At 73.2% G+C, this 26,511-nt stretch carries 26 protein-coding genes; 16 read left to right on the top strand and 10 right to left on the bottom strand.

Annotated features, from left to right (window positions below; all coding sequences use genetic code 11):
- The first annotated feature begins 185 nt into the window (after positions 1-185).
- Complete coding sequence (locus ACFYXE_RS16590) at positions 186-833, top strand: DUF4956 domain-containing protein (RefSeq protein WP_389312995.1); 648 nt, start codon at positions 186-188, stop codon at positions 831-833.
- Positions 830-1,636, top strand: coding sequence for a VTC domain-containing protein (locus ACFYXE_RS16585; RefSeq protein WP_389312993.1), 807 nt, complete (start codon positions 830-832; stop codon positions 1,634-1,636). The genes ACFYXE_RS16590 and ACFYXE_RS16585 overlap by 4 nt, the downstream gene beginning before the upstream one ends.
- Here ACFYXE_RS16585 and ACFYXE_RS16580 read toward each other — a convergent pair.
- Positions 1,575-2,912, bottom strand: coding sequence for a sensor histidine kinase (locus ACFYXE_RS16580; RefSeq protein ID WP_389312990.1), 1,338 nt, complete (start codon positions 2,910-2,912; stop codon positions 1,575-1,577). The genes ACFYXE_RS16585 and ACFYXE_RS16580 overlap by 62 nt on opposite strands.
- Complete coding sequence (locus tag ACFYXE_RS16575; RefSeq protein WP_389312988.1) at positions 2,912-3,625, bottom strand: response regulator transcription factor; 714 nt, start codon at positions 3,623-3,625, stop codon at positions 2,912-2,914. Before ACFYXE_RS16575 ends, ACFYXE_RS16580 begins: the two co-directional genes overlap by 1 nt.
- 83 nt (positions 3,626-3,708) lie before the next feature.
- Between ACFYXE_RS16575 and ACFYXE_RS16570 the strand changes: the two genes are divergently transcribed.
- The 6 genes from ACFYXE_RS16570 to ACFYXE_RS16545 all read left to right on the top strand — a co-directional run bounded on the left by ACFYXE_RS16570 (position 3,709) and on the right by ACFYXE_RS16545 (position 10,864).
- On the top strand, positions 3,709-4,224 hold the full coding sequence (locus ACFYXE_RS16570) for a hypothetical protein (RefSeq protein WP_389312986.1): 516 nt from the start codon (positions 3,709-3,711) through the stop codon (positions 4,222-4,224).
- Positions 4,225-4,553: 329 nt separating this feature from the next.
- Positions 4,554-5,909, top strand: a complete 1,356-nt coding sequence (locus ACFYXE_RS16565; protein ID WP_389312984.1) for an aspartate aminotransferase family protein — start codon at positions 4,554-4,556, stop codon at positions 5,907-5,909.
- Between the two features lie 205 nt (positions 5,910-6,114).
- Entirely contained in the window at positions 6,115-6,810 is a 696-nt protein-coding gene (locus ACFYXE_RS16560; protein WP_389312982.1) for a GntR family transcriptional regulator, read from the top strand.
- A complete protein-coding gene (locus ACFYXE_RS16555; protein ID WP_389312980.1) occupies positions 6,807-9,218 on the top strand; it encodes a dolichyl-phosphate beta-glucosyltransferase in 2,412 nt (803 codons plus the stop codon). Before ACFYXE_RS16560 ends, ACFYXE_RS16555 begins: the two co-directional genes overlap by 4 nt.
- Before the next feature lie 249 nt (positions 9,219-9,467).
- Positions 9,468-10,118, top strand: a complete 651-nt coding sequence (locus tag ACFYXE_RS16550) for a hypothetical protein (RefSeq protein WP_361169599.1) — start codon at positions 9,468-9,470, stop codon at positions 10,116-10,118.
- Between the two features lie 101 nt (positions 10,119-10,219).
- Positions 10,220-10,864: a dihydrofolate reductase family protein gene (locus ACFYXE_RS16545; protein WP_389312977.1), complete on the top strand. Its 645-nt coding sequence runs from the start codon at positions 10,220-10,222 to the stop codon at positions 10,862-10,864.
- A gap of 107 nt (positions 10,865-10,971) precedes the next feature.
- On the opposite strand, the gene ACFYXE_RS16540 is transcribed toward ACFYXE_RS16545, so the two are convergent.
- The gene (locus ACFYXE_RS16540; RefSeq protein WP_361169605.1) at positions 10,972-11,724 is read right to left on the bottom strand and encodes an SLATT domain-containing protein; all 753 of its coding nucleotides are present in this window, start codon (positions 11,722-11,724) and stop codon (positions 10,972-10,974) included.
- Positions 11,725-11,951: 227 nt separating this feature from the next.
- Here ACFYXE_RS16540 and ACFYXE_RS16535 point away from each other — a divergent pair, with 227 nt between their 5' ends.
- The 7 genes from ACFYXE_RS16535 (at position 11,952) to ACFYXE_RS16505 (ending at position 18,526) form a co-directional block, all read left to right on the top strand.
- Entirely contained in the window at positions 11,952-12,293 is a 342-nt protein-coding gene (locus ACFYXE_RS16535) for a YbaB/EbfC family nucleoid-associated protein (protein ID WP_361169608.1), read from the top strand.
- A gap of 70 nt (positions 12,294-12,363) precedes the next feature.
- On the top strand, positions 12,364-12,963 hold the full coding sequence (recR, locus tag ACFYXE_RS16530; protein ID WP_062774664.1) for a recombination mediator RecR: 600 nt from the start codon (positions 12,364-12,366) through the stop codon (positions 12,961-12,963).
- A complete protein-coding gene (locus tag ACFYXE_RS16525; protein WP_361169612.1) occupies positions 12,956-13,615 on the top strand; it encodes a DUF5063 domain-containing protein in 660 nt (219 codons plus the stop codon). Before recR ends, ACFYXE_RS16525 begins: the two co-directional genes overlap by 8 nt.
- Before the next feature lie 235 nt (positions 13,616-13,850).
- Positions 13,851-15,122 (top strand): aspartate kinase, encoded by a 1,272-nt coding sequence (locus ACFYXE_RS16520; RefSeq protein WP_361169615.1) that lies wholly within the window; start codon positions 13,851-13,853, stop codon positions 15,120-15,122.
- The gene (locus ACFYXE_RS16515) at positions 15,119-16,174 is read left to right on the top strand and encodes an aspartate-semialdehyde dehydrogenase (protein WP_389312973.1); all 1,056 of its coding nucleotides are present in this window, start codon (positions 15,119-15,121) and stop codon (positions 16,172-16,174) included. Before ACFYXE_RS16520 ends, ACFYXE_RS16515 begins: the two co-directional genes overlap by 4 nt.
- Before the next feature lie 457 nt (positions 16,175-16,631).
- The gene (locus ACFYXE_RS16510; protein ID WP_361169621.1) at positions 16,632-17,207 is read left to right on the top strand and encodes a SigE family RNA polymerase sigma factor; all 576 of its coding nucleotides are present in this window, start codon (positions 16,632-16,634) and stop codon (positions 17,205-17,207) included.
- Positions 17,204-18,526 carry a hypothetical protein gene (locus ACFYXE_RS16505; RefSeq protein WP_389312970.1) on the top strand — a complete coding sequence of 441 codons (1,323 nt, stop codon included), beginning with the start codon at positions 17,204-17,206 and terminating at the stop codon, positions 18,524-18,526. Before ACFYXE_RS16510 ends, ACFYXE_RS16505 begins: the two co-directional genes overlap by 4 nt.
- A gap of 69 nt (positions 18,527-18,595) precedes the next feature.
- On the opposite strand, the gene ACFYXE_RS16500 is transcribed toward ACFYXE_RS16505, so the two are convergent.
- The 3 genes from ACFYXE_RS16500 to ACFYXE_RS16490 all read right to left on the bottom strand — a co-directional run bounded on the left by ACFYXE_RS16500 (position 18,596) and on the right by ACFYXE_RS16490 (position 22,064).
- On the bottom strand, positions 18,596-19,462 hold the full coding sequence (locus tag ACFYXE_RS16500; RefSeq protein WP_389312968.1) for an SURF1 family protein: 867 nt from the start codon (positions 19,460-19,462) through the stop codon (positions 18,596-18,598).
- 69 nt (positions 19,463-19,531) lie between these two features.
- A complete protein-coding gene (locus ACFYXE_RS16495; protein WP_389312966.1) occupies positions 19,532-21,397 on the bottom strand; it encodes a prolyl oligopeptidase family serine peptidase in 1,866 nt (621 codons plus the stop codon).
- A 133-nt stretch (positions 21,398-21,530) separates the two neighbouring features.
- The gene (locus tag ACFYXE_RS16490) at positions 21,531-22,064 is read right to left on the bottom strand and encodes a hypothetical protein (RefSeq protein WP_389312964.1); all 534 of its coding nucleotides are present in this window, start codon (positions 22,062-22,064) and stop codon (positions 21,531-21,533) included.
- A gap of 408 nt (positions 22,065-22,472) precedes the next feature.
- On the opposite strand from ACFYXE_RS16490, the gene ACFYXE_RS16485 reads away from it, so the two are divergent.
- Positions 22,473-23,288 carry an RNA polymerase sigma factor SigF gene (locus ACFYXE_RS16485; protein WP_389313644.1) on the top strand — a complete coding sequence of 272 codons (816 nt, stop codon included), beginning with the start codon at positions 22,473-22,475 and terminating at the stop codon, positions 23,286-23,288.
- A gap of 100 nt (positions 23,289-23,388) precedes the next feature.
- On the opposite strand, the gene ACFYXE_RS16480 is transcribed toward ACFYXE_RS16485, so the two are convergent.
- From ACFYXE_RS16480 to ACFYXE_RS16465, 4 genes are all read right to left on the bottom strand, one after another.
- Positions 23,389-24,405 carry a hypothetical protein gene (locus ACFYXE_RS16480; protein ID WP_389312962.1) on the bottom strand — a complete coding sequence of 339 codons (1,017 nt, stop codon included), beginning with the start codon at positions 24,403-24,405 and terminating at the stop codon, positions 23,389-23,391.
- Positions 24,406-24,725: 320 nt separating this feature from the next.
- A complete protein-coding gene (locus tag ACFYXE_RS16475) occupies positions 24,726-25,310 on the bottom strand; it encodes a hypothetical protein (RefSeq protein WP_389312960.1) in 585 nt (194 codons plus the stop codon).
- Positions 25,307-26,287, bottom strand: a complete 981-nt coding sequence (locus ACFYXE_RS16470; protein ID WP_389312958.1) for a DUF6286 domain-containing protein — start codon at positions 26,285-26,287, stop codon at positions 25,307-25,309. Before ACFYXE_RS16470 ends, ACFYXE_RS16475 begins: the two co-directional genes overlap by 4 nt.
- Positions 26,284-26,469: a hypothetical protein gene (locus tag ACFYXE_RS16465; RefSeq protein WP_361169646.1), complete on the bottom strand. Its 186-nt coding sequence runs from the start codon at positions 26,467-26,469 to the stop codon at positions 26,284-26,286. The genes ACFYXE_RS16470 and ACFYXE_RS16465 overlap by 4 nt, the downstream gene beginning before the upstream one ends.
- Positions 26,470-26,511 lie beyond the last annotated feature (42 nt).

Below are 26,511 nucleotides of genomic sequence, written 5' to 3'. Positions count from 1 at the left end.
GTGCGGTGCTTTCCCGTGCGGTGCTGCGTGCCTTTCGCGTGCGGCGTCTGTAAGCATGCTGTCAAATAGACAGCATGCTGTCAATGGTGTCGGTCGCGGGAAGCCGGGCGGACGGCCCCCGGCGGCCGGGTTCGTTAACGCCCACGAGGGGCGGCCTTAACCCGGCGGTCCCTAGCGTCCTCGGCATGGACAGCACCCTGACCCTCAGCGCCCACCTGGGCCTCGACCTGGCCGCCGTCGCCCTGCTGACCTTCGGCGTCTTCTATCCGCGCCACCACCGGCGCGAGCTCGTGCCCGCCTACCTCGCCCTGAACGTCGCGCTGTTCGCGATCGTCGCCGGGCTCGGGACGGTGGGCGGCGACGGCGGGCTCGCCCTGGGCTTCGGCCTCTTCGGGGTGCTGTCGATCGTCCGCCTGCGCTCGGACGCGCTGCAGCACCAGGAGGTCGCGTACTACTTCATCACCCTGGTGCTCGGCCTGCTCTGCGGCCTCCCGGCGCTCGGCCTGCCCGTGGCGGCCCTGCTCGCCGGGGTGCTGCTCGCCGTCATGTACGGCGCCGACCACCCCCGGCTGTTCGCCCGCGACCGCCGCGCCATCGTCACGCTGGACGCCGTCCACCGCGAGGAGGGGCCGCTCAGGGAGGAGCTGGAGCGGCGCCTCGGGCAGCCGCTGGGCTGGACGGTCCAGGAAGTGGACTACGTACGCGACCTCATGGTGCTGGAAGTCCGCTTCCGCCAGCCGGAACCTTCCGTGCCGCCCCGGGAGTTGACGGTACGACGACGCACGACCCGGTCCCGCACGATCGCCCCCAGCCACCCGAAGGAGACCGTGTGAACCCCGCCGTACGCGCCATCGGCCGCGCCGCACTCGCCGCGCACCCCATCGCGCTTGACGAGGTCAACGCCAAGGCGGAGCTCCTCGCCCGCTACGACAACAGCTACCTCGTACCCGTGGAGATCTTCGAGGATCTCGCCGCGCTGCTCACCGACCCGCGCCGCGCCGGGGGCCCCTTCCGGGCCCTCAGCATCGGCGGAAAGCGCTGGTTCCGGTACCACTCGACGTACTACGACACCCCCGAACTGGTCACCTTCCACGACCACCGGCAGGGCCGGCGGCTGCGCTACCGCATCCGGGAGCGCGTCTACCAGGACAGCGGCGAGCGGCAGTTCGAGATCAAGCTGAAGAGCGGGCGCGGCGAGACCGTCAAGCACCGCCAGCGGCTCGAGGGCGACGACCACGTCCTGGACGCGGACCGGCGCGGCTTCCTCGACGGCGTGCTGCGCGGGTCGTACGGCGTCGAGGCGCCCGGCGGGCTCACCACCTCGCTCGTCACCGAGTACCAGCGGGCCACCTTCGTCGCCGACGGGCAGCGCGTCACCTGCGACGCCGGGCTCGTCGTGCGTGACACGGCGACGGGCCGCAGCGCCGCCGCCGACAGCGGACTCGTCCTGGTGGAGACCAAGACCAGGGGCCACCTCACCGAGGCCGACCGGGTGCTGCACCGGTTCGGGGTGCGCGCCGCCGACTTCACCAAGTACTGCGGCGGGTACGCGGCGGTGCGCCCCGAGCTCGGCATCAACAAGTGGGCGCGGGCCGTGCGGACGGCGTTCCCCGGGGGCGTGCGCGCGGGAAGGTGAGCGTGACCCGGGCGCCGTCGGCGGTGCTCGCCGCGGCGAAGCGGCCGCCGGCCTCCTCGGCGGTGCGGCGGGCGATGTCCAGGCCGAGCCCGGTGGAGCCCGCGCCGCTCGTGCCGCGGTCGGGGGCCGTGGTGTCCGGGAAGCCGGGGCCCTCGTCGGCGACGGTCAGCTCCGCCTCGCCGCCGGCGCCCGCGCGGACCGTCACGGAGTAGGCCGTGCCCTGCGGGGTGTGGTCGAGGACGTTGCCGATCAGCGCGTCGAGGGCCGCGGCGAGCTCGTCCGCGGGGACGGGCACGAGGACCTCGTCCGGCGGGGCCGCGACGGAGGCCGCGCGGCCCTGGTCCTCGGCCAACGGCTGCCAGAACGCGGCCCGTTCGCCCGCCACCGCCGCCAGGTCCGCGCGCGGCGCCGCGCGCAGGGGCCGCCGCGCCTTGCGGATCACCTCGTCGACGCTGTGCTCCAGGGCGGCGACGTCCGCGGCGATGCGGTCCGCCTCGTCCGGGTCGCGCAGGGTCTCCGCGTCCAGGCGCAGGGCGGCCACCGGGGTGCGCAGCCGGTGGGCCAGGTCGGCGGCGTTCTCCCGCTCGGCGGCGAGCAGTTCGTCGATGCGGGCCGCGAGCCGGTTCAGCTCGCCCGCGACCAGGCGGAGTTCGGGCGGGCCCTCCGGGGTGGCCCGTGCCGTCAGGTCGCCCGCGGCGAGCCGGTCCGCGGTGCGGGCGAGGCGGCGGGTGGCGCCGACGAGGCGGGCGCCCAGGCGGTCGGCGAGGAGCAGCCCGATGAGGACGAGGCCGACGCCGATGCCGGCCAGGACCAGCCAGGACGTCAGCGTGCCCGCGTACAACTGCCGCTTCGTCAGCGTGACCTGGACCACCGCGGTGCCGTCCTCGGCGCCCTGCACGGGGACGAGCACCAGACGGTCGCCGGAGCCCTTCTCGTACGTGAAGGCGCGGCCGGTGCGGGCGAGGCGGACGGGAGCGGTGGCGGCGGGGACGCCGGGCGGCCGCGGGCCGATGACCCGGTCGTCGGCGAGGATCAGCGAAGTGCTGGGCAGATTTCGGCCGTTGACGCTCTCCACGGTCTGCTCCGCCGTCTCCCGCTCGTCGGCGGTGGCCAGGGCGGGGCCCAGGGCGTGGGCGACCCACTGCGCGCGGGCGGTGGCCTCGGCGGTGGCCCGGTCGGCGGCGTGCGAGCGGGTCAGGAGGGTGAGGGGGACGAGGAGGGCGGTGAGGACCAGGGCGGTGGTCGCGGCGGTCAGGATCAGCAGGCTGCGGCGCATCAGTCGGCGCTTCGGGCGGTCGCGGTGTCCGCCGCGCCGGGCGCGGCCAGTTTGACGCCGACCGTGCGGACGGTGTGCAGGTAGCGGGGCTGCTGCGCGGTCTCGCCCAGCTTGCGGCGGAGCCAGGACAGGTGCACGTCGACCGTCTTGTCGGCGCCGCCCAGGGGCTGTTGCCAGACCTCGGCGAGCAGTTCGCGGCGCGAGACGACCTGGCCGGGGCGGCGGGCCAGATAGGCGAGCAGGTCGAACTCGCGGGGCGTGAGGTCGATGGGCGCGCGGTCGAGGGTGACCTCGCGCGCGGCCGGGTCGACGCAGAGGGCGCCCACCCGCAGCGGCTCCTCGGTCTCCGTGACGCCGAGGCGGCGCAGCACCGCCTTGATCCTGGCGTCCAGTTGGGCGGCGCCGAACGGCTTGACGATGTAGTCGTCGGCGCCCGCCTCGAGCACGGTGACCATGCCGGGCTCGTCGTCGCGGGCGGTGGCGACGATGACGGGGACGTCGCTCACCGCGCGCAGCATGCGCAGGATCTGGGCGCCGTCGACGTCCGGCAGGCCGAGGTCGAGGACGACCAGGTCGGGCCCGTCGGTCACCGCCGCGTCCAGGCCCGCCATGCCGCTCGGCGCGGTCGCCACCGCGTGCCCCTTGTCGCGCAGGGCACGCACGAGCGCGCCGCGGAGCTGGGGGTCGTCCTCGACGACAAGAAGATGGGCCATACAACCACCGTAGTCAGGGGCGGGGCGCGGGCGTTGGCGGGGTCTTAACCGGGCGTTAGGAAACGATGCGGCACAGTGGCGGCATGAGGAAGTGGCGGAACGCCGTCGTGACGGCGGCGTGGGTGGCCGTGGGGACGGCGGCGGGGGCGCTGGGCGCCTGGCAGTTGGCGAGCGCGGACGGCGGGGACGGGGCGGCGCACAGCCGTCCGCTGGACGAGGCGGCGGTACGCAGGGCCCTGGCGGCGTCCCCCACGGCGGGCCCCTCCGAACCCCCCACGCCCACCCCCACCCCCTCACCCGCACGCCCTTCCTCTCCCCCGTCGTCCGCGCCGGCCTCGCCCACCGCCGAGCGGTCGACGGTCCGTTTCACGGGAGGCTCCGCGACCGTGGAGTGCCGGGCGGACGGGACGGTCTACCTCGTCTCCTGGAGCCCCGCGGACGGCTTCCACATCGACGACGACGTGGAGCGGGGCCCGGCGGCGGTGGTCCGCCTGGAGGCGGAACCGGGCGACGACGACGAGCAGGACGACCTCCCGTACGAGATCCGCTGCACGGGCGACGGCCCCCGGGCGAGGGTGACCCCGGACAAGGACGACTGACCTGGCCCCTGGGCCTAGCCCACGCTGCCCGAGCCCGCCCGGGGGCAGCGGCCCGCTTCCCCAGGGGCGCGAGGAACTGCGCGCCCGGCCCCCACACACCCGCACCCAAAGAAGCAGTCCCCCACCCACGCTGCCCGAGCCCGCCCGGGGGCAGCGGCCCGCCTCCCCAGGGGCGCGGGGAACTGCGCACCCGGCCCCCACACACCCGCGGCCAAGAGACGACCCCCACCCGCCAAGCCAGCGCACGCGACAGTGTGTCGAGCCCCGGGCCCCGCGCCCGACAGGACGCCCATGTCCCGTCCACTCCGTGGACATTTACCCTCGGGCCCATGACCCCTCAGCCGAATCCCCAGGTCGGCGCAGCCGTGAAGGCCGCGGACCGCGCACATGTCTTCCATTCCTGGTCCGCACAGGAGCTCATCGATCCGCTGGCCGTCGCCGGCGCCGAGGGCTCGTACTTCTGGGACTACGACGGAAACCGCTACCTCGACTTCACCAGCGGCCTCGTCTACACCAACATCGGGTACCAGCACCCGAAGGTCGTCGCCGCGATCCAGGAGCAGGCGGCGACGATGACGACCTTCGCCCCCGCCTTCGCCGTGGAGGCCCGCTCCGAGGCCGCACGCCTCATCGCCGAGCGGACCCCCGGCGACCTGGACAAGATCTTCTTCACCAACGGCGGCGCCGACGCCGTCGAGCACGCCACCCGCATGGCCCGCCTGCACACGGGCCGCCCCAAGGTCCTCTCCGCCTACCGCTCGTACCACGGCGGCACCCACCAGGCCATCAACCTGACCGGCGACCCGCGCCGCTGGGCCTCCGACACGGGCTCGGCGGGCGTCGTCCGCTTCTGGGCGCCGTACCTCTACCGCTCCCGTTTCTACGCGGAGACGGAGGCGCAGGAGTGCGAGCGCGCGCTCCAGCACCTGGAGGACACCCTCGTCTTCGAGGGCCCGCAGACCGTCGCCGCGATCATCCTGGAGACCGTGCCGGGCACCGCGGGCATCATGATCCCGCCGCCCGGCTACCTCGCGGGCGTGCGCGCGCTGTGCGACAAGTACGGCATCGTCTTCGTCCTGGACGAGGTCATGGCCGGTTTCGGCCGCACCGGCGAGTGGTTCGCCGCGGACCTCTTCGACGTGACGCCGGACCTGATGACCTTCGCCAAGGGCGTGAACTCCGGTTACGTGCCGCTGGGCGGCGTCGCCATCTCCGGGAAGATCGCACAGACCTTCGCCGAGCGCCCCTACCCGGGCGGCCTCACCTACTCCGGCCACCCGCTGGCCTGCGCCGCCGCCGTCGCCACGATCAACGTCATGGCGGAGGAGGGCGTCGTCGAGCACGCGGCGGACCTCGGCGCCCGGGTCATCGAGCCGGCCCTGCGCGAGCTCGCCGAGCGCCACCCGTCGGTCGGCGAGGTGCGCGGCGTCGGCATGTTCTGGGCCCTGGACCTGGTGAAGAACCGGGAGACCCGGGAGCCGCTGGTCCCCTACAACGCCACCGGCGAGGCGAACGCGCCGATGGCGGCGTTCGGCGCGGCCGCCAAGAAGCGCGGCCTGTGGCCGTTCATCAACATGAACCGCACCCACGTCGTCCCGCCGTGCAACATCACCGAGGCGGAGGCGAAGGAGGGCCTCGCGGCCCTGGACGAGGCCCTGACGGCGGCCGACGCGCACACGGCGTAACCGCCCCACCCGCCCCACCGGCCCACCGGGCCGCGCCCTCCCGCCCCACGCGCCCCGCACGGCGCACCGGCCCCGGAGCCGGCCGACGACCGACGTGATCACGTCGGCCCGGCTCCGGGGAACCCGGACCACGTAGTCTGACGTGCTCGTAAGCAAGTACGAACACCGGCGACCGCGTCAGACTCCGCGGGGGAGGCCCACCACCATGCCCGGAAGCGACGGCTCCGCCGTCATCCGCAGCACGCTGCGCCAGCAGATCGCCGACGCGCTCCGCGACGAGGTGCTCGCGGGCCGGCTCGAACCGGGGCAGGAGTTCACGGTCAAGGAGATAGCCGAGCAGTACGGCGTCTCCGCGACCCCCGTCCGCGAGGCCCTGGTCAACCTCACCGCGCAGGGCCTGCTCGACGCCGACCAGCACCGCGGCTTCCGCGTCCACGAACACACGCTGGCGGACTACCGCGGCATGCTGGAGGCCCGCGCCCTCGTCGCGGACGGCATCTTCCGCGACCTCGCCGCGCACGGCGCCCGCCGGGACACCGCAGACGCGCTGATCTCCGTACGCCGCCGGGGCGAGGAGGCCGCGCGCGCCGCCTGCGCCGGCGACCTCACCATCCTGATCGGCTACGACCTGCGCTTCTGGCGCGAGCTCAGCGCCCTGTTCGGCAACCCCTACCTCTCCGACTTCCTGCACCGGCTGCGGGTGAAGTCCTGGGTCTGCGCCGTCACCCACCTGCGCCGCTGGAGCGACCTCAACGGCGGCGACCTGCGCGGCCTGCTCTGGTCCCGGCACACCGAGCTCGTCGACGCCCTGGTGCGCCGCGACCCGGCGGCCGCCCGCGCGATCGTCGTCGAGTACAACGCGCACTCCCTGTCCCTGATCGAGCGGCTGGCCGCTGCATGAGCGTGGAACTGACGGTCGTCGTTCCCGCGTACAACGAGGAACGGCGCCTCGGCCCGACGCTGGCCGCCATCCAGGAGCACCTGGAGTCGACGCAGCGCGGCGCGTGGGAGCTGATCGTCGTCGACGACGGCTCCACCGACCGCACCGCCGAGATCGCCGCCGAGGCGTCCGCCGCCGACTCGCGCGTCCAGCTCGTGCGCGGCGGCCGCAACCGCGGCAAGGGCCACGCGCTGCGCCTGGGCGTCCTCGCCTCCTACGGCCGCCGCGTCCTGGTCACCGACGCCGACCTCGCCGCGCCCATCGAGGAGATCGACCACCTCGACAAGGCGCTCGCCGACGGCCACGCGGCGGCGATCGGCTCCCGCGCCCGGCCCGGCGCGACCATCGGCGCCCACCAGCACCGGCTGCGCGAGCTCCTCGGGCGGACCGGCAACTTCCTGATACGCACGGTCGCCGTCCCCGGAGTGCGCGACACCCAGTGCGGGTTCAAGCTCTTCGACGGCGACCGCGCCCGCGAGGCCTTCGCCGCGTCCCGGCTGCACGGCTGGGGCATCGACGTGGAGATACTGCAGTACTTCCGGCGCTCGGGCTGGCCCGTCGCCGAGGTGCCGGTGCGCTGGTCCCACCAGGAGGGGTCCAAGGTCAGGCCGCTGGACTACGTCCGGGTCCTCGCCGAGCTGACCGCGCTGAAGGCCCGCGCGGTCCACCGGGCGGACGTGCTGGTCGGGCTGCTGTTCCTGGCGCTGTCCCTCGTCCTCTTCTCCGGGCGCTGGATCTCTCCCGCCCACCGCTACTTCCCGGATTCGATGCAGGACCAGAACCAGTGGGAGTGGTTCTTCGCGGTGACCGCGGACAACGTCCGCCACCTGAACAACCCCCTGGTCACCACCCTGCAGAACGTCCCCGACGGCGTGAACCTCATGGCCAACACGGTCATGCTCGGCCTCTCCGTCCCGCTCGCCCCGGTGACCTGGCTGCTGGGCCCCGCGGTCGCCCTGAACGTGGCGATGACCGGCGGCCTCGCCGCCACCGCCGCCACCTGGTACCGGCTCATCCGGCGCCGCCTGGTGCCGCACCGGGGCGCCGCCGCCCTCGGCGCGGCCCTCGCCGCCTTCGCGCCCCCGATGGTCAGCCACGCGAACGCGCACCCGAACTTCATCGTCCTGTTCATGATCCCGCTGATCATCGACCGGGCGCTGCGGCTCTGCGAGGGCACCCGGGTCGTCCGCGACGGCGTGGTCCTCGGCCTCCTCACGACGTACCAGATCTTCCTGGGCGAGGAGCCGCTGCTGCTCGCCGCGCTCGGCATGCTGCTCTTCGCCCTCGCCTACGCGGCGGTACGCCCGGACGTCGCCCGCGCCTCCTGGCGCCCGCTCGCCCGCGGCCTCGGCATCGCGCTCGCGGTCACCGTGCCGCTGGTCGCCTTCCCGCTGTACTGGCAGTTCTTCGGCCCGCAGAGCTACAAGAGCGTGCTGCACGGCGACAACGCGGGCAACAGCCCGCTCGCCTTCCTCTCCTTCGCCGAGCGCTCCCTCGCGGGCAGCCAGGAGAGCGCGGGCCCGCTCTCCCTGAACCCCACCGAGCAGAACGCCTTCTTCGGCTGGCCGCTGATCGCCCTCGCCTTCGCGGTCGTCGTACGCCTGTGGGACCGCGCCGTGGTCAAGGCGCTGGCGTTCACCGCGGTCGGGGCCGCGCTGCTCTCGCTGGGACCGAAGTTCCGCATTCCGCTGACGGACATCGTCCTGCCCGGGCCGTGGGCGGCGCTTTCCGGCCGTCCGCTCTTCGAGTCCGTCATCGAGTCGCGGGTGGCGATGGTGTGCGCCCCGGCGCTCGGCATGCTGCTCGCGCTGGCCCTCGCCCGCCTGCTGCCCGCCCCGCGCCGCGCGCACCAGTACGCGGGCCTCGCGGCCGTCGTCCTCGCGCTGCTGCCGATCGTGCCCGCGCCGCTGAAGGCGGTGGACCGGGTGGACGTGCCGCCGTTCATCGCGCAGGGCACCTGGCGCGCCTACCTCGGCGAGGGCGAGACCCTCGTCCCGGTGCCGGTCCCCGACCCCGCGAACGCGGAGGGCCTGCACTGGCAGACCGTCGCCGACCTGCAGTTCCGCATTCCGGGCGGCTATTTCAACGGGCCCTGGGGCCCGGACCGCATCGGCATCTACGGCCCCTCGCCGCGCAACACCTCCAACCTGCTGCGCGACGTCCGCACCTCGGGCCGCGTCCCCGAGGTCACGCCCGCCTGGCGCGCGGCGGCCCGCCAGGACCTCGCGTTCTGGAAGGCGGGCGTCCTGGTGCTCGCACCGCAGCGCCACGACGGAGAACTGCGCGCGACCGTGGACGCGCTCCTTGGGCGTCCCGGAAAGTGGGTAGGCGGCGTGTGGGTATGGGACCTGCACGAAGACCGGACCTGAGACCGCGAGCACGACCGGACCCGAGACGGCGAGCACGACCGGACCCGAGACCGCCAGCACGACCGGACCCGAGACCGCCAGCACGACACGAGCGAAGACCGGCCCCAAGACCGGCGAGACACCCTCCGGCGCGCCGGAGCCCGACTACGCTGCCTGCACGCCGGGCACCTCACGGCTACGACCACCGCCCGGCGCCACCCGCACCCCGCTCCGTCCCACGCATCGTCCGACCGACCCGAGGAGACCTTCTTGGCCTGCGACCTGTGGCTGGTCCCGCTCGTCGACGTGCTGTGCCACAGCGCCGACAACCCGTTCGCGGAAGAGCTCGCCGTCTACGACAAGGCGCTGCACGAGGCCGGACTGCCGTCCGTGCCGGTCTTCGCCTACATGCCGGGCCTGTCCGGCGACGTCGCCCCGGTCGCGGGCTTCGACTACGACGCGCTGCACTTCCTGCGCCGCGCCTACCTCCTGCAGATCTGCGGCCTGGAGGTCACCCCGGTCGACGAGCTGGGCGGCGACTACGAACAGCTCCTGGAGATGTTCGACGCCACGGCCCAGCAGTCGCACCTGGTCTGGCACTACGACCACGCGGGCGCGTACGTCCCCGTGGACTTCCCGGCCCCGCTCTCCAACGACGAGCTGCTGGCCGGCGGCGGCCCGCTGGGCTCCTCGCAGGCGCTGCTGCGCGAGCTGGAGTTCGTCGCCCCCTCGATCGGCATAGACCCCTCGAACCCGCCGCTGGCCCCGGCCCCGCCGGCCGCCCCCACCTCCCTGGAGGAACCGGCGGCCCCGCCCCCGCCGGACGAGAGCCCCTTCGCCCGGGAGCGGCACGTATGGCTGGGCCTGCACGCGGCGGCGACCCGGAGCCTGGCGCAGGGCTCGATGATCATCTACAGCTGAGGCGATGATCCCGATGATCCACAGGCAGGGCGGATCATCCACGGCCGGGGCCGCGGGCCCCGGACGCACGCACGTACCGGCCGACAGAGGAGCGGAGCCACATGAGCCAGTTGCTGAGGGTCCAGAACTTCACGGTGTCGCAGGACGGCTTCGGCGCCGGCGAGGGCCAGAGCCTGGAGCGGCCGTTCGGTCACGCCGACCCGGGAGCCCTGTTCTCCTGGGCCGGCGCGACGGCGAGCTGGCCGGGCCGCACCGAGCCGGGCGGCAGCCGCGGCCTGGACGACTACTTCGCGCGGGACTTCTCCCACGGCATCGGCGCCGAGATCATGGGCCGCAACAAGTTCGGGCCCCAGCGCGGGCCCTGGCAGGACGAGGAGTGGCGCGGCTGGTGGGGCGACGAGCCGCCCTTCCACACCCCCGTCTTCGTGCTGACGCACCACCCGCGCCCCTCGTTCACGCTCTCCGACACCACGTTCCACTTCGTGTCCGGCGACCCGGCCGAGGTCCTGGCGCAGGCGAAGGAGGCGGCGCGCGGCCAGGACGTGCGGCTCGGCGGCGGCACCACCGTCGTCCGCGAGTTCCTGGCGGCCGGTCTCGTCGACACCCTGCACGTGGCCGTCTCGCAGGTGAAGCTCGGCTCGGGCGTCCGCCTGTGGGAGTCGCCCGAGGAGCTGCTCGACCGCTACCACCTGGACGTGGTGCCCAGCCCGAGCGGCGTGACGCACCACCTGTTCTGGCGGAAGTAGGCCCGTAACCGGCTCGGCGGAAGCAGGTCCCCGGCACGGCCCGGCGGAAGCGGGCCCCCGGCCGGCTCCGGCGGACGCAGGTCACCGACCGTTCCGGCGGAAGCGGGTCAGCGAGGCTCCGGCGGCCGCTGCCGGGGCATGTTCGGCCGTGCCCCGGGCGGCAGCGGAAACCGCCCGGGGGCGGCGGGCGCCTCCCGGGGCGCGCCGCCGGGCACCATCGCCTGCATGGCGAGCGGCACCGGCCCCGCCCGGAACTCCACCATCCAGTCCGAGGTCTCCGCCCGTACCAGCTCGGTCACGTCCTCGCAGAACTTCCGCAGCACCCCGAGACACCGCTCGGCCGCCTCGCCCGCGGTCCCCTCGGTGGGCCCGAGCACCTCCCGCACGCTCTCCGACGCCCAGTCGAACTGCAGCACCTGGAGCCGCCGCTGCACGGCCTGCGCGGTCGCCACGTCCCGCATCCACCCGGACGTGAGCCCGAAGTACCGGTCGCACCCCACGCACGCCACCCCGGCGAGCAGCGACACGAAACCCCAGGTGGCCACGGACCCCACGGACCCCGCAAGGTCGAGCAGCGGCAGCACGCCGCCGCCGACGGCGCCCAGTGCCGCGCCCGCCCGCAGCAGCCGCGCGGCGCGCCGCTTGCGGCCGCGGTCGGTGAGGTACCACTCGGCGGTGTTCAGGGCGCCCCGCTCCACCCAGCGGTACAGCTCGTCGAGCCGCTCGGCGGGCTCGCCCCAGTCGCCGAGGGGGAAGGCACGTCCGGTCAGATCGCCGAGCCGTGCACCCGGACCGGCACCCGCCCCCGAACCCTGCCCCTCGGGGGGCACCCCCTCGGGCTGCATCTCCGGCTGGCTCACCCGGTACTCCTCTACGAGATCGCGCGTATCGACGCTCAGTCCTACCGCCCAATGGGTGGCCATGAGCCCGCTTTCGCGGCTTTTCCGCCCGGAAGAGGTGCTTGATCAGGTATAGGAAGACGGCCGATCTCACTCGAAAGAGTGCTGGGGCGACGCACCCGCCGACCACGTAGGCTCGTTCTTGGCGGAGAACCCCGCCAGATGGACCGTACGAAACGGAGCTGATCGTGATCCCCGGTGGTGGCCAGCCCAACATGCAGCAGCTGCTCCAGCAGGCCCAGAAGATGCAGCAGGACCTCGCCGCGGCCCAGGAGGAGCTCGCGCACACGGAGGTCGAAGGCCAGGCGGGCGGCGGTCTCGTCAAGGCGACGGTCAACGGCTCGGGTGAGCTGCGCGGCCTGGTGATCGACCCGAAGGCGGTCGACCCCGAGGACACCGAGACGCTGGCGGATCTCGTCGTCGCCGCTGTCCAGGCGGCCAACGAGAACGCGCAGACGCTCCAGCAGCAGAAGCTCGGCCCGCTGACCCAGGGTCTGGGCGGCGGCGGCATCCCGGGACTTCCCTTCTAAGAAACCCCCCGGCCAACTACCGTACGTAGAGAGCCGACACCCTCAAGAGGACTTCAGGAAAGGCGTTCCGTTGTACGAAGGCGTGGTTCAGGACCTCATCGACGAGCTGGGCAGGCTGCCCGGCGTCGGTCCCAAGAGCGCGCAGCGGATCGCCTTCCACATCCTCCAGGCGGAACCCACGGACGTACGCCGTCTCGCGCACGCCCTGCTGGAGGTGAAGGACAAGGTCCGCTTCTGCGCGACCTGCGGGAACGTGGCGCAGGAAGAGCTCTGCGCCATCTGCCGCGACCCGCGCCGCGACCCCTCGGTGATCTGCGTGGTCGAGGAGCCGAAGGACGTCGTCGCGATCGAGCGGACCCGCGAGTTCCGGGGCAAGTACCACGTGCTCGGCGGCGCGATCAGCCCGATCGAGGGCGTGGGCCCGGACGACCTGCGCATACGGGAGCTCCTCGCGCGCCTGGCCGACGGCACGGTCACCGAGCTGATCCTGGCCACCGACCCGAACCTGGAGGGCGAGGCCACGGCCACGTACCTCGCGCGCATGATCAAGCCCATGGGCCTGAAGGTCACCCGCCTGGCCAGCGGACTCCCTGTCGGGGGAGATCTGGAATACGCGGACGAGGTCACCCTGGGCCGCGCCTTCGAGGGGAGACGACTCCTAGATGTCTGACGCCACGCTGAACACCGTGACCGACAACCCGGACGACTTCGCGGTCCAGATCTCCGACCAGGTCGAGAGCTTCATCGTCTCGGTCAAGGAGGTCGCCAAGGGCGACGAGCCCGACTCGGCCGTCCCCTTCCTGCTGCTCGAGGTCTCCCAGCTGCTGCTGGCCGGCGGCCGCCTGGGCGCGCACGAGGACATCGTCCCCGAGGAGCGCTACGAACCGGATCTCGGCCCCGAGCAGGACGTGGACGACCTCCGCGAGCGCCTGGCCGCCCTTCTGGACCCGATCGACGTCTACTCCGAGGTCTTCGACCCGTACGAGCCGCGCAAGGCCCCGGTGGCCTGCCGCATCTCGGACGACCTGGCGGACGTCGTCGCGGACCTCGACCACGGTCTGGCCCACTACCGCGCGGGCCGCACGACCGAGGCCCTGTGGTGGTGGCAGTTCTCCTACTTCTCGAACTGGGGCTCCACGGCCTCCGGCGCGCTGCGCGCCCTGCAGTCCCTGGTGGCCCACGTCCGCCTGAACCAGCCCCTGGAGGACCTCGACGGCCTCGACACGGACGAGGACCTCACGGAGGACGCCCTCGCCGAGGAGGCGGGCAAGGTCATGGCGGAGGAGATCGCGGGCCCGCTGGGCCTGCGCACGGTCAAGTAGCCCTTCGCCGGGGCGCCCCGCCGGGAGCTGTGACCCGCCCCACTTTCCGGAGTGCAGTGCTCCGAAGCGGGCATGTGCCAAGCCGAGCGGCCGGAACGTACGCCCCGAAGAGCGGGACCGTATGCCGGGTGATCAACTTGTGAGCGGGACATCTCACGATCTGATATAGCCGAGGCGAATTTCGGCCGCTCGTTAGACTGTGCCGACCGCACAACGGATTGAGCGAGGAGCGCACGTGGGCCTTGTCGTGCAGAAGTACGGAGGCTCCTCCGTAGCCGATGCCGAGGGCATCAAGCGGGTCGCCAAGAGAATTGTCGACGCCAAGAAGAACGGCCACCAGGTCGTTGTCGTGGTGTCGGCGATGGGTGACACGACGGATGAGTTGATCGATCTCGCCGGACAGGTATCCCCGATTCCTGCCGGACGCGAATTCGACATGCTGCTGACCGCTGGTGAGCGCATCTCCATGGCCCTGCTGGCCATGGCGATCAAGAACCTGGGCCACGAGGCCCAGTCGTTCACGGGCAGCCAGGCCGGCGTCATCACCGACTCCGTCCACAACAAAGCGCGGATCATCGATGTCACCCCGGGACGCATCCGGACCTCCATCGACGAGGGCAACATCGCCATCGTCGCCGGGTTCCAGGGCGTCAGCCAGGAGGGCAAGAACATCACCACGCTGGGCCGTGGCGGGTCGGACACGACCGCCGTCGCCCTCGCCGCCGCGCTCGACGCCGAGGTCTGCGAGATCTACACGGACGTGGACGGCGTCTTCACCGCCGACCCGCGTGTGGTGAAGAAGGCCCGGAAGATCGACTGGATCTCGTTCGAGGACATGCTGGAGCTCGCGAGCTCCGGTTCCAAGGTGCTCCTCCACCGCTGCGTGGAGTACGCCCGCCGTTACAACATCCCGATCCACGTGCGGTCCTCCTTCTCGGGGCTGCAGGGCACGTGGGTCAGCAACGAACCGCAAGGGGACCGCAAGGTGGAGCAGGCCATCATCTCCGGTGTCGCGCACGACACCTCCGAGGCCAAGGTCACGGTCGTCGGCGTGCCGGACAAGCCGGGCGAGGCCGCCTCGATCTTCCGCGCCATCGCGGACGCCGAGGTCAACATCGACATGGTCGTGCAGAACGTGTCGGCCGCCTCGACGGGCCTGACCGACATCTCCTTCACGCTCCCCAAGGCCGAGGGCCGCAAGGCCGTCGACGCCCTGGAGAAGACCCGTGCGGCCGTCGGCTTCGACTCGCTGCGCTACGACGACCAGATCGCGAAGATCTCCCTGGTCGGCGCCGGCATGAAGACGAACCCGGGCGTGACCGCGACCTTCTTCGAGGCGCTCAGCGACGCCGGGGTGAACATCGAGCTCATCTCGACCTCCGAGATCCGCATCTCGGTCGTCACCCGCGCCGACGACGTGACGGAGGCCGTCCAGGCCGTCCACACCGCCTTCGGACTCGACTCCGACACGGACGAGGCCGTGGTCTATGGAGGCACCGGGCGATGAACCGGAAGCCGACGCTCGCGGTCGTCGGAGCGACCGGGGCCGTCGGCACCGTCATGCTCCAGATCCTGTCGCAGCACGCCGACATCTGGGGCGAGATCAGACTCGTCGCCTCACCGCGCTCGGCCGGCCGCAAGCTGGCCGTGCGCGGTGCGGAGACCGAGGTGCTCGCCCTGTCGGAGGACGTCTTCGACGGGGTCGACGTCGCGATGTTCGACGTCCCCGACGAGGTGTCCGCGCAGTGGGCGCCCGTCGCGGCCGCCAAGGGCGTCGTCGTGGTCGACAACTCCGCGGCCTTCCGGATGGACCCGGACGTCCCCCTCGTGGTGCCCGAGGTCAATCCGCACGCCGCGCGCGTACGCCCGCGCGGCATCGTCGCCAACCCCAACTGCACGACGCTCTCGATGATCGTCGCGGTGGGCGCGCTGCACGCCGAGTTCGGCCTGCGCGAGCTGATCGTCTCCTCGTACCAGGCGGTGAGCGGGGCGGGACGGGACGGCGTGGACACGCTGCGCCGCCAGCTCCAGCTGGTCGCGGGCAGCGAACTCGGCACCAGCCCGGGCGACGTGCGCCGGGCCGTCGGCGACGACACCGGCCCCTTCCCCGAGCCCGTCGCGCTGAACGTCGTGCCCTGGGCCGGGTCCCTGAAGGACGACGGCTGGTCGTCCGAGGAGATGAAGGTCCGGGACGAGTCGCGCAAGATCCTGGGGCTGCCCGGGCTCCGCGTGGCCGCCACCTGTGTCCGGGTGCCCGTCGTGACCACCCACTCCCTGACCGTCCACGCACGCTTCGAGGACGAGGTCACCGTGGACCGCGCGCGCGAGATCCTCGCGACCGCGCCGGGCGTCGTGCTGTTCGACAACCCCGCCGCGGGCGAGTTCCCCACCCCCGCCGACGTCGTGGGCACCGACCCGACGTGGGTCGGCCGGGTCCGCAGGTCGCTGGACGACCCGACCGCGCTGGAGCTCTTCGTGTGCGGGGACAACCTGCGCAAGGGAGCCGCGCTGAACACCGCCCAGATCGCCGAGCTGGTCGCGGGTGAGTTCACCGCCTGATCCGCGGGACCGCCCCGGCCGGCCGGCGGGGGAAGACCCCCTGATTGGTATGGACCACCCCAGGGCGAAGATCTTTGTGGGATCTGTGTAAGTTCTGTGTCCAACTTGGTGGCAGTGAGCGCTTGAACTGGATCATCTCCGCGTTCGAAGATTCGGCGACTGATCACTGCAACCGACGGCGGGGCCGGGGGCGTCTTTAGCGGTCGCCTTCAGGGGTGGCCTGAGCACCGCTGCGAATATGGGGCATAGGGGAAGAGCTGGTACGCATGGGGGCATTTGATGCATCGTCACGAGCGATGCCCGCGCGACATGCCGCAAACGCGATGCCGGATGCGTACAACCCTGATGGGGGGAAGCGTGTCCAACAAGCGTGGCAGAGGTACTCGACTTCACAGCGGTACAGGCGAGAGGCGCAGCGACACTGCGTCCCCCGCGCCGTTCCCGCGCGACCGGTGGCATGCCGGTGATCGCACCCATGCCCGCGGCGCGGCCCGCCCGCATCCCGACGCAGCGCGAGGGCGCTGACGACACGATGACCGCGGGCACCACAGTCGACCATCTGACCGAGACCTATCGCGCCCACTACCGGTCGCTCCTCGGCCTCGCCGCGCTGCTCCTGGACGACACCGCGTCCTGCGAGGACGTGGTGCAGGAGGCGTTCATCCGGGTGCACTCGGCGCGCAAGCGGGTGCGCGACCCCGAGAAGACGCTGGCCTATCTGCGCCAGACCGTCGTGAACCTCTCGCGGTCCGCCCTGCGCCGGCGCATCCTCGGGCTCAAGCTGCTCTCCAAGCCGATGCCCGACATGGCGAGCGCGGAAGAGGGGGCGTACGACCAGCTCGAGCGCGACGAACTGATCAAGGCGATGCGCGGCCTCCAGCGGCGCCAGCGCGAGGTCCTCGTGCTGCGCTACTTCGCCGACATGACCGAGGCGCAGGTCGCCGAGACCCTGGGGATATCGCTGGGCTCGGTGAAGGCGTACGGCTCGCGCGGCATCGCGGCCCTCAGGGTCGCCATGGAGGCGCCGGCATGAGCGAGCGCGACAAGCGTGACGAGCAGGGCGGATTCAAGCACCATGGCAGGAACGGAAACGTGAACCACGGCCCCGAAGACGCCCGCGGGCCGGACGGCGGGCCCGACGGATCCGGTGCCGGGCCCGCAAGGCCCGGTGCCGAGGCCCGGCCGGACCCGGCGGACGGCAGCCGTCCCGCGGGCGAGCCGGACGCGCCGGACACGTCGGACGCGCCGGACACCGCACAGGTGAAGGACCCGCTGGACCGGCTCCGCGCGGCGGCGGGCCTCCGCTCGGTGGACGGCCCCGGGCGCGGTCCCGAGGCCGAGCGGGACGCCGCCGAGCCGGCCGCCGAGCCCGCCGCCGACGAGCTCGCACTGCGGCGCCTGCTGCACGAGGCCGTCCAGGAGATCGAACCGGACGACCGCGCCCTCGACCATCTGCGCAAGGCGGTTCCCGCCCGCAGGGCCCGCAAGCGCCAGGCCGTCGTCGGCCTCGCCGCCGCCGCCCTCTTCATCGGCACCGCCGTCCCCGCGCTGGTGCACGTCACCAACTCCAGCGGCGACGCGGACGACCGCACCTCCATCGCGGGCAACAGCCAGGAGGCGCAGGGCGGCTCCAGTCAGGGCAAGGACCCCGAGGGCGGCAAGAAGGGCTCCGGCGAGAAGCCCGACCGGTCCAAGGACAAGGACCACAAGGACAAGAAGGACAAGAAGGACGGCAAGGAGAAGGGCGGTACGGGCGGCGGCGGCACGGGCTCGCCCGACCCCTCCACCTCCGAGGCCGCCAGCTCGCCCGTCTGCGACGCGGCCCAGCTCGGCGCCACCGGCAGCGCGGGCACCCCCGAGGCCGACAACAAGGTGTACGGCTCCTTCCGCGTCTCCAACATCTCCGACAGCAGCTGCACCGTCGAGGCCGCGGGCGCCGTCGGCGCGGTGGCACAGGGCGCGGCCGACGCCGCGAAGGTCGGCGTCGTCGACCACACGTCGGGCGACCAGGCGACCGGCCTGCCCGACCCCTCGCAGGAGGCCAGCCCGCTGGTGCTCCAGCCCGGCGCGTCCTACGAGGTGCGCTTCGCCTGGGTGCCCTCGGAGTCGTGCCCGTCGGACGGCGGGGAGCCCTCGCCCAACCCGACGCCCTCGGAGGGCGGCAGCGGCGCCACGGAGGGCGGCACGCCGGACGGCACGACGACCCAGCTCGGCCGGACCGACGGCGGGACGGCCGACGGCAGCGTCGCGATCTCCCTGACGGCGGAGGCGGGAGCCCCCTCGGCCTCGACGACCATCGGCAACGCCTGCGCGGGAACGGTGTACAGGACCGGAGTGCTCCCCGCCTCCTAGGCCCGCCGCGACGAACCCCCGGCACCCGGCCGCACGGCCTCCGTGCCCGCGTGCCCGACGGCGGCCCTCTCAGGCCTCGACGGGCTTCCCGGGCTCGCCTTCTGCGTTCTCGCCGTTCTCACCGTTCTCGCCGTACTCGCCGTCCTCGCCCGCCCGCGCGCTCTCCGGCTCGGGGAGCAGCCCGAGCCGGGCGTCGCGGGCGAACTCCGCCTCGCGGCGGAACAGCCGGAACCACATGAAGAGCACGAAGCCCGCGAAGACGAACCACTCGCCGGTGTAGCCGAGGTTCTGGAAGGCCTTCAGATCCAGCCCTGTGTTGTTGGGCGCGGCCGCGGGCACCGCCTTCATCCCCGCGTCGCCCTTGCCGAGCGTGATCCACGCGTCGTACAGGTCGTCGGGCACGAGATTGACGAGCGACGCCGAGCTGATCGCGCCCAGCTGGCCCCGCGGCAGCCCGCCCGCCGCGCTGACCCCGTTGGAACCGGGGCTCTCCGACGCCTGCAGCGCGCCCGTCACCGTGACCTCGCCCCGGGGCGCGGCCGGCGCCTTCGCGGCACTCGCCCGGCCGGGGAGCCAGCCGCGCACGACGGGCAGCGACTTGCCGCCGTCGGTCCGCAGCAGCGTCAGGACGTAGAAGCCGTTCTTGTCGTCCAGCTCGCGGTCCGGCACGAGCAACTGCTTGCCGTAGCGGCCGGTGACCGTGGCCTGCTCGCCGGAGGTGTCCTTGTCGACGGGCAGCAGCGACGCGAGCGGCCTGCCCGGCCCGTGCTCCGCGTCGGCCTGCTCCTTGACCTGTTCCTTGGCGGACTCGTGGTCCTGTACGCGGTCCTCGAAGCGGCCGAGCTGCCAGGAACCCATGAAGACGCAGAAGGGGATGGCCAGCACGACGAAGACGTTGATCCCCCACCAGCGGGGCGTCAGCAGAAACCGGTACACACCCCCACGGTACGGGGGCCCCGCGGCCCGCCGAACCGTGGGGTGCGCGCTCGCCGCGCCCCGCCGGGCTCAGGCCTCCCGGCCCGCGGCGGGCGCCAGATGCCGCGCCGCGAAGTCGAGCTCCAGGGCCACCTGCTTGATCCGCTCGTCCACGACCAGCGAGCCGTGGCCCGCGTCGTAGCGGTACACCTCGTGGACCGCGCCGCGGGCGGCGAGGCGGTCCACGTAGTTGTCGATCTGGCGGATCGGGCAGCGCGGGTCGTTGACCCCGGCCGAGATGTAGACGGGGGCCTTGACCTCGTCCACGTACGTCAGCGGGGAGGAGGCACGGAAGCGGTCCGGGACCTCCTCGGGGGTGCCGCCGAGGAGCGTGCGGTCCATCGCCTTCAGCGCCTCCATCTCGTCGTGGTACGCCGTCACGTAGTCCGCGACGGGCACCGCGGCCAGACCCACCGCCCACGCCCCGGGCTGGGTGCCGAGACCGAGCAGGGTGAGGTAGCCGCCCCAGGAGCCGCCCGCCAGGACCAGCCGGTCGGGGTCGGCGAGGCCGGAGGAGACCGCCCACTCCCGCACCGCCGCGATGTCCTCCAGCTCGATGAGGCCGACCCGGTGCTTGAGGGCGTCCGTCCACTCCCGGCCGTAGCCCGTGGAGCCGCGGTAGTTGACCCGCACGACCGCGTACCCGTGGTCGATCCAGGCGGCCGGTCCTGCCGCGAAGGAGTCGCTGTCGTGCCAGGTGGGGCCGCCGTGCACCTCGAAGACGGTGGGCAGCGGTCCGGTGGCGCCCGCGGGCCGCTGCACCAGCGCGTGGATGCGGCCGCCCGGGCCTTCCACCCACACGTCCTCCACGGGCACGGACTTCGGGGCCTTCATGCCGGGCGGGTCCAGGACCACGCCGCCCGCGGTGGAGCGGACCACCGACGGCTCGGCGGCCGAGGACCACATGTACTCCACGCTGCCGTCGGGGCGGGCGGTCGCACCCGACACCGAGCCCTTGGGCGTGTCGATCCGCGTCAGCCCGCCGGAGGCGAGGTCGTACCGGAAGAGCTCGCCGCGGGCCTCGAAGCCGTGCGCGATCAGCAGGGCCGAGCCGTCGGGGTACCACTCGGCGCTGACGTCGCCCGGCAGGCCGAGGGCGAGGTCGCTCTCCTCGCCGGAGGCGACGTCCCACACCAGCGGCTCCCAGCGGCCGCGCCGCTGGTGCCCGATCAGCAGGCGGGTGTCCCCGGCGACCGGGGCGAAGCCGAGGACCTCGAGGCCCAGCTCGACCGTGCCGCCCTTGGTGTCGTCGAGCTCGGCGACCGCCGAGCCGTCGGGACGGATGACCCGGAGGGCGGAGTGCATCGCGTCGCCGTGCTCGGTGTGCTCGATCGCGATCAGGGTGCCGTCGTGCGAGAGGTCGCCGACGCCGGCCGATTCCCGGTGCCGGTAGATCTCCACGGGCTCGCCGGCGCCGGGCGGCACGACGTGGATCGTCGAGCCGTCCTCGTCCGTGGAGCGGCCCACCACGACCGGCCCGCCGTCCCTGCCGAGGGCGAGCCCCGCCGGGTAGGAACCCGCCAGGCCCGGCACCGCGGGCTCGTCCGCGCCGCCGCCGAAGGGCTGGCGCCGCCACACGCCGAACTCGTCGCCGTCCGTGTCGTCGAACCACCAGATCCACTCGCCGTCGGGCGAGAGCGCGCCGTCCGTCGTGCCGTTCGGCCGGTCGGTCACCTGGCGCTGGGCGCCCGTCCCGCGGTCCCAGGCGTACAGCTCGTACGTCCCCGTCGCGTTCGACACGAACAAGGAGCGCTGCGGGGCGTCCTCCGCCCAGTCCGGCAGCGACACCCGCGGTGCCCTGAACCGCTTCTCCCAGTCCGGCGTCCCGTCCGCCGCCGCGTCCGACCCCGCGGCAGCCGTCGGCACCGCGTCCTTCTCTGCACCCGTCTCGCTCATGCCCCCATACTGCCTGGCCCCGCCGACAATCCGCGGACGGGATTCCCCAGCCTGTGGATAACTTTCCGGCCCCGTCGCCCTGCCCCGGCCCTGACCCGCCCGGACCCGACCGTCCCCGCCCGGCCCCGCCCGGTCACGGCAGCGGCGACGGCGGCCGCAGCCAGCCCTCCCGCTCCGGTTCGAACTCGCCGAGCTTCGTCCAGTCCCACGCCTCCAGGACCTCCCGCCCCCGGTCGTCGTCGCGCTGGATCACGGCGACGACGACCTCGGACGTGTGCCGGGTCAGCAGGAGCGTCCGCAGCCGGGAGGCGACGTCCGGCGCGCGCTCGCCGGGCGCCACCATCAGGCCGCCCAGCAGGAACACCCGCCCCGACGCCGTCCGTTCCTCGATCCCCGGGGACAGCACACCGCGCAGCGCCTGCCACCACACGCCGCCCCGCTCGGCGCGGTACCCGTAGAGGCAGCCGACCAGACCCGACGCGTCCGCGACCACCATGTCGAAGTCGGTCTGCTGCACGTCGTGTTCGAAGCGGCGCAGGAACGCCCGCCGGTCGTTGTACTCCGTGCCGTCATGGTCGCGATGGGCCTCTACGTAGAGGTCGGCCACGGCCTCGCGCTGCTGTTCGGCCTGCCAGCGGCTCAGCCGCCGCAAGAACACCTCGGGCATGTACCCCTCCCGCCCCGCCCCCGCTGAGGGCGACTCCCCCTACACCCTGGACTCCGCATGGTGACAGCACGGACCGGCCAGGGGAACGGTGCGTCGGGCCGCTCCGGGGCCTTCCCCAAGTCCGTCCCGACGTCACGTGCCGAAGTCCCGTCATGAGTCCCGTCATGAAGCCCCGTCATGAAGTCCCGTCATGAAGTCCCGTCATGAAGTCCCGTCATGATGAGGGGCGTAACTTCGTCGGTACGGGGCAGGCGGTCTGTTGACGTACCGACAGACGCATCCGCCCGATGTACGCGACAGATGTTCCGACAGCTGTCCCCGACCAAAGGTGAACACGTGAGGCCGCCTACTCAGTCGACTGCAGTGTCTCCGCACGAGGAAGCGCGCACGGCGGGCCCCTGGGAGGAGATGTCCGGCAGCGAGCTGCCGTGGGTCGAGGACGCCGGAAGCGTCGCGCCCAAGGACGCACGTTCCCTGTCGAAGATCTTCTTCGACCGGCTGCAGCACCTCGAAGAGGGCACGCACGAGTACCAGTACGCGCGGAACACCCTGATCGAGATGAACCTCTCGCTCGTGCAGTACGCGGCCTCGCGCTTCCGCGGCGGCAGCAGCGACATCGACGACATCGTGCAGGTCGGCACGATCGGCCTGATCAAGGCCATCGACCGCTTCGAGCTCTCCCGCGACGTCGCGTTCAGCACCTTCGCGCTGCCGTACATCACCGGCGAGATCAAGCGGTTCTTCCGTGACACCACGTGGGCCGTGCACGTCCCGCGCCGCCTCCAGGAGCTGCGCGTCGACCTCTCCAGGGCCAAGGAGCGGCTGTCCGCCGAGCTCGACCGCGACCCCACGGTCCGCGAGCTCGCCGAGCACCTGGAGATCACCGAGCAGGAGGTCAACGACGGCCTCGTCGCCTCGAACGGCTACACCGCCGGATCGATCGACGTGCCCGTCGGCCAGGACGACGGCTCGCAGGGCCGGGACTACGCCGACATCCTCGGCGAGGACGACCCGGCGCTCGACCTCTTCGAGGACCTGCACACGCTCGCGCCGCTCGTCGAGCAGCTCGACGAGCGGGAGCGCCGGATCATCGAGATGCGCTTCGGCCGGGAGATGACGCAGGGCCAGATCGGCGAGGTGCTCGGCATCTCGCAGATGCACGTCTCGCGTCTCCTGTCGCGCACCCTGGACCGGCTGCGCTCCGGGATGCTCGCCGAGCGCTGACCGGCCGGCCCCCTCTCCGCGGACCTCGACGGGCCGCCCGCGTGCTTCCACGGCACGCGGGCGGTCCGTTCGCCGTCCGTCCCCCTCGCCCACCGGCGGCTCACATGCCCACGGGGTACGCGTGCACGTCCCCGTAGGGCAGGTGGTAGTCCGCGGGCTGCCCCTGGGGGGCGTACGAGGGGTGGTAGGCCAGGTCCGTCGGATGGGCGTCCTGCGGGACCCCCTGCAGGCCCTGGTGCAGCTGCTGGCCCTGCAGACCCGGCTGGGTCATCGTCTCTTGCGGGAAAAGGCCATGAGCAGACCCGTTGGCTCGGTGGCGCCGGTGGCGCCCGGGTTGTCGCGAGGGAGCCTGCGCGGGCTCCCAAGTGTCACCTCCCGTCCGGACTTCGGCCTGTGCCGAGGCTGCCTGGGCGGGCGCGCTCTCCGCGTAGGAGAGCTCCTGCACCCTGAGTGCCAGTGCCGACAGATCGCAGCCCAGCTGAGTGGCGAGCACGCTGGGGTTCACCCCCTCGTGCCAGCCCTGGACCAGCAGGTGGTCCATCGGCGCGGTCCACGAGACGGTTTCGGGTACCGCCGTGGGGGCCGCGACCTGCACGTGCGGGGCAGCGGGCGCGGCCGTGGGGGCCGCCTGCGCCGCGGCCATGGCCGGCTGCGGCGCGGCCACGGGAGAGGGCGAGGGAGGAGGTGGCGCGGGTGCGGGTGCGGGTGCGGGGGCCGGTGCGGGCGCGGGCATCGCGACGGGCTCCCGGGCGGCGGCGGGGGCCGCCACGGTCTCCGCGGGGGCGGCGGCGGCCGGTTCCGGCACGGCTCTGGCCTCCTGGGCCTCGGCCGGTTCCGCGGCGGCGGGCTGGGCCGCGTACGCCGGGTTCGGGGCGGTGTCCGCGACCAGTTCCAGCGCGTTGGTCGCCAGGTCCAGGGCTTCCTCGCGGTTCACGGACTTGCGGGCGGTCCGGACGTCGCGCTCCGGCAGGCCCAGCACGTGCGCGGCTCCCGTGTCGCTGCCCAGAGTGACGGCGAGGGCCGCCAGCACACGGTTTCTGTTCTTTCTCAGCTCCTCCAGTGTCAACTGCGCGTCCACGACACGTTCGTTGGCCTCGCAATACATGTCTGCGAGCACGGCATGTCGCTCAAGCCGGTCCCTGAGTTCCATGACCGGCTGAACGGATCAACGTCTTTGAAGGAAATGGCGTTGGCCGCCGAGTACTCCGGTCGGCCCTACTTCTCCGATGAGCAGGCGAGTCATTCTTACCGCCTGACTGCTGGTCGGACGGTTGCTCCGTCCGATGTCGTCAGGCAGGTGAGGAGCCCGCCGAACGGGTTCAATTTCCGACTCAACAGCCATACTTTCAGGAGAAATTGAAGGCCACCTAATGGCGCAGAATCGTTCTTACAATGCGATACGCCGGGTGACACGACCGGGTGACGCCCGGGGTCCGCTCAGCGCAGCCGCCGGGCCCGGTGCGAGCGCACCGTGAGACGCACGTCGGCGTCCAGCGCGCGGGGCGCCGTCGCCGCCCGCGCCTCGGCCACCGCGCCGTGCGCGAGCCGGTGCAGCACCGCGTCGGGGGAGGTGTCGGGCCGCAGGGTCAGGGTGATGCGGGCGCGCAGCCGTCGCGCGTTGCCCCGCAGGCGGACCCGCGCGTCGTCCACGCCGTCGATGGCGCCCGCCCGCTCGGCGAGCGCGGCGGCGAGCGCGGGCCCGGACAGGGTCACCTCGGGCTGCCCCAGGGCCAGTTCGCGCAGCAGCCCGCGGCGCACCTGGACCAGGACCAGGGCCGCGAGCAGGAGTACGGCGACGGAGAGCGCGGCGATCACCGCGGGCGTCCACCAGCCCTCGTCCCGCCACCGGCCGAGCTCCTCGCCGTCCAGCCACACCCGGTCGGTGCCGAGCCGCGGCCAGCCGGCCGGCAGCCGGTCGCGCACGGGCCCGGTCGCGGACGCCAGCACGGCGCCCGCGCCCAGCAGCACCGCGGCCAGGCAGAAGAGGACCGTCCGGTTGGTGGCGTTGCGCATACGGCTCATCGGGAACTGCTTCCTCGGTCGGTGGGTCCAGCCCCCGGCTCACCCGCCCCCGCGGGCGCGCGCCAGGCGGGCTCGGTGCGTAGGCGGACCCGCAGCCGCGGCTGCCTGGCCAGGCCGCAGGCCGCCAGGGCCCGTGCGGCCGACTCGGTCAACTCCTGGCGTGCGGGCCCCGGTTCGCCGAAGGCGAGCCCGGCCCGTACGCGTGCCCTGCGGCGGCCCACGTCGACCCGCACGCGCGTGATGCCCGGCAACTCCGTCACGGCGTCCCGCAGTTGCGACGCCACGGCCGTCCGGTCGATGACCGCGCGGACCCCCGGCAGCGGTGTGCGCAGCGGGAGCCTGCCGCGCCGGCCCGGCGTGACGGCGAGGACCAGCAGCACCACGCCGAGCGCGAGCAGGCCCGCGGCCGCCGCCAGACCGGGCCAGGCGCCGCCGTCCGGGCCGTGCGCGGTCAGCCGGTCCATCAGGTCGGCCCGCCACCGGGCGGGGGCGCGGTCGGCCGCGTGCACGGCCACGACGTCGTACAGGAACACCCCGCACACCGCGGCCGCGACGAGCGCCGCCAGCGCGACGGGGACGCGCCGCGGGGACCACGGGCGCGGCGAGCGGAGCCTACGGCCGCCCTCGTCCGGCCGCCCGGCGGCGGAGGCCGACCCCTCGGGACCGGTCTCCGCCGCCGCCCGCAGCCGCAGCTCCTTGACCCGGACCCGCGCGGACGGCACGGCGAGCCCGGTGAGCTGCGCCGTGCGGCCCGCCACATGGGACCGGACGCGTTCGCCCGCGTCGTCGAGCGGCGCGGGGTAGGGCAGCGCCACGGTGACGGCCACCCGTGCCCGGCGGCCGCGTACCGCCGCCGCGGCGCGGGCGGTCCTGACCTCGCCGGGCGCGAGCGCCTCCGTGGCGGCCCGCTCGGCGATCCGGCGCACGGCGCGGTCGGCGATGCTCGTCGAGCCGCGGTCCGCCGCGGGTGTGCTCATCGCCGCTCCCGGTCACGTCCGCCGAGGAAACCCCGGATGTCCGTGCCGTCGTCCACCAGGCGTCCCAGGACGAAGCCGACCGCACCGAGCGCGGCCACCAGGAGGAAGGCTCCGAAGCCGCCGAACCACCCGGCGAATCCCAGCGCCATCCCGGCGATCAGGCCTACCAGAGCTGTGCTCACCACTCACCCCTCACCACAGGACCCACCTCACGGAAAACGTGC

The sequence above is a fragment of the Streptomyces sp. NPDC002564 genome, from assembly GCF_042889645.1.
Classification (GTDB): Bacteria; Actinomycetota; Actinomycetes; order Streptomycetales; family Streptomycetaceae; genus Streptomyces.
Note: the sequence above shows the minus strand (reverse complement) of the source record. Positions and strands in the feature narration are given on the sequence as shown.

What these genes read in the sequence shown, in the direction of transcription:
- ACFYXE_RS16515 (WP_389312973.1), top strand. Translation starts at nt 15,119, where the DNA reads ATGAACCGGAAGCCGACGCTCGCGGTCGTCGGAGCGACCGGGGCCGTC.
- ACFYXE_RS16575 (WP_389312988.1), bottom strand. Translation starts at nt 3,625, where the DNA reads ATGGCCCATCTTCTTGTCGTCGAGGACGACCCCCAGCTCCGCGGCGCG.
- ACFYXE_RS16590 (WP_389312995.1), top strand. Translation starts at nt 186, where the DNA reads ATGGACAGCACCCTGACCCTCAGCGCCCACCTGGGCCTCGACCTGGCC.
- ACFYXE_RS16490 (WP_389312964.1), bottom strand. Translation starts at nt 22,064, where the DNA reads ATGCCCGAGGTGTTCTTGCGGCGGCTGAGCCGCTGGCAGGCCGAACAG.
- ACFYXE_RS16475 (WP_389312960.1), bottom strand. Translation starts at nt 25,310, where the DNA reads ATGAGCCGTATGCGCAACGCCACCAACCGGACGGTCCTCTTCTGCCTG.
- ACFYXE_RS16485 (WP_389313644.1), top strand. Translation starts at nt 22,473, where the DNA reads ATGTCCGGCAGCGAGCTGCCGTGGGTCGAGGACGCCGGAAGCGTCGCG.
- ACFYXE_RS16510 (WP_361169621.1), top strand. Translation starts at nt 16,632, where the DNA reads ATGCCGGTGATCGCACCCATGCCCGCGGCGCGGCCCGCCCGCATCCCG.
- ACFYXE_RS16470 (WP_389312958.1), bottom strand. Translation starts at nt 26,287, where the DNA reads ATGAGCACACCCGCGGCGGACCGCGGCTCGACGAGCATCGCCGACCGC.
- ACFYXE_RS16495 (WP_389312966.1), bottom strand. Translation starts at nt 21,397, where the DNA reads ATGAGCGAGACGGGTGCAGAGAAGGACGCGGTGCCGACGGCTGCCGCG.
- ACFYXE_RS16555 (WP_389312980.1), top strand. Translation starts at nt 6,807, where the DNA reads ATGAGCGTGGAACTGACGGTCGTCGTTCCCGCGTACAACGAGGAACGG.
- ACFYXE_RS16505 (WP_389312970.1), top strand. Translation starts at nt 17,204, where the DNA reads ATGAGCGAGCGCGACAAGCGTGACGAGCAGGGCGGATTCAAGCACCAT.
- ACFYXE_RS16565 (WP_389312984.1), top strand. Translation starts at nt 4,554, where the DNA reads ATGACCCCTCAGCCGAATCCCCAGGTCGGCGCAGCCGTGAAGGCCGCG.
- ACFYXE_RS16570 (WP_389312986.1), top strand. Translation starts at nt 3,709, where the DNA reads ATGAGGAAGTGGCGGAACGCCGTCGTGACGGCGGCGTGGGTGGCCGTG.
- ACFYXE_RS16580 (WP_389312990.1), bottom strand. Translation starts at nt 2,912, where the DNA reads ATGCGCCGCAGCCTGCTGATCCTGACCGCCGCGACCACCGCCCTGGTC.
- ACFYXE_RS16545 (WP_389312977.1), top strand. Translation starts at nt 10,220, where the DNA reads ATGAGCCAGTTGCTGAGGGTCCAGAACTTCACGGTGTCGCAGGACGGC.
- ACFYXE_RS16560 (WP_389312982.1), top strand. Translation starts at nt 6,115, where the DNA reads ATGCCCGGAAGCGACGGCTCCGCCGTCATCCGCAGCACGCTGCGCCAG.
- ACFYXE_RS16525 (WP_361169612.1), top strand. Translation starts at nt 12,956, where the DNA reads ATGTCTGACGCCACGCTGAACACCGTGACCGACAACCCGGACGACTTC.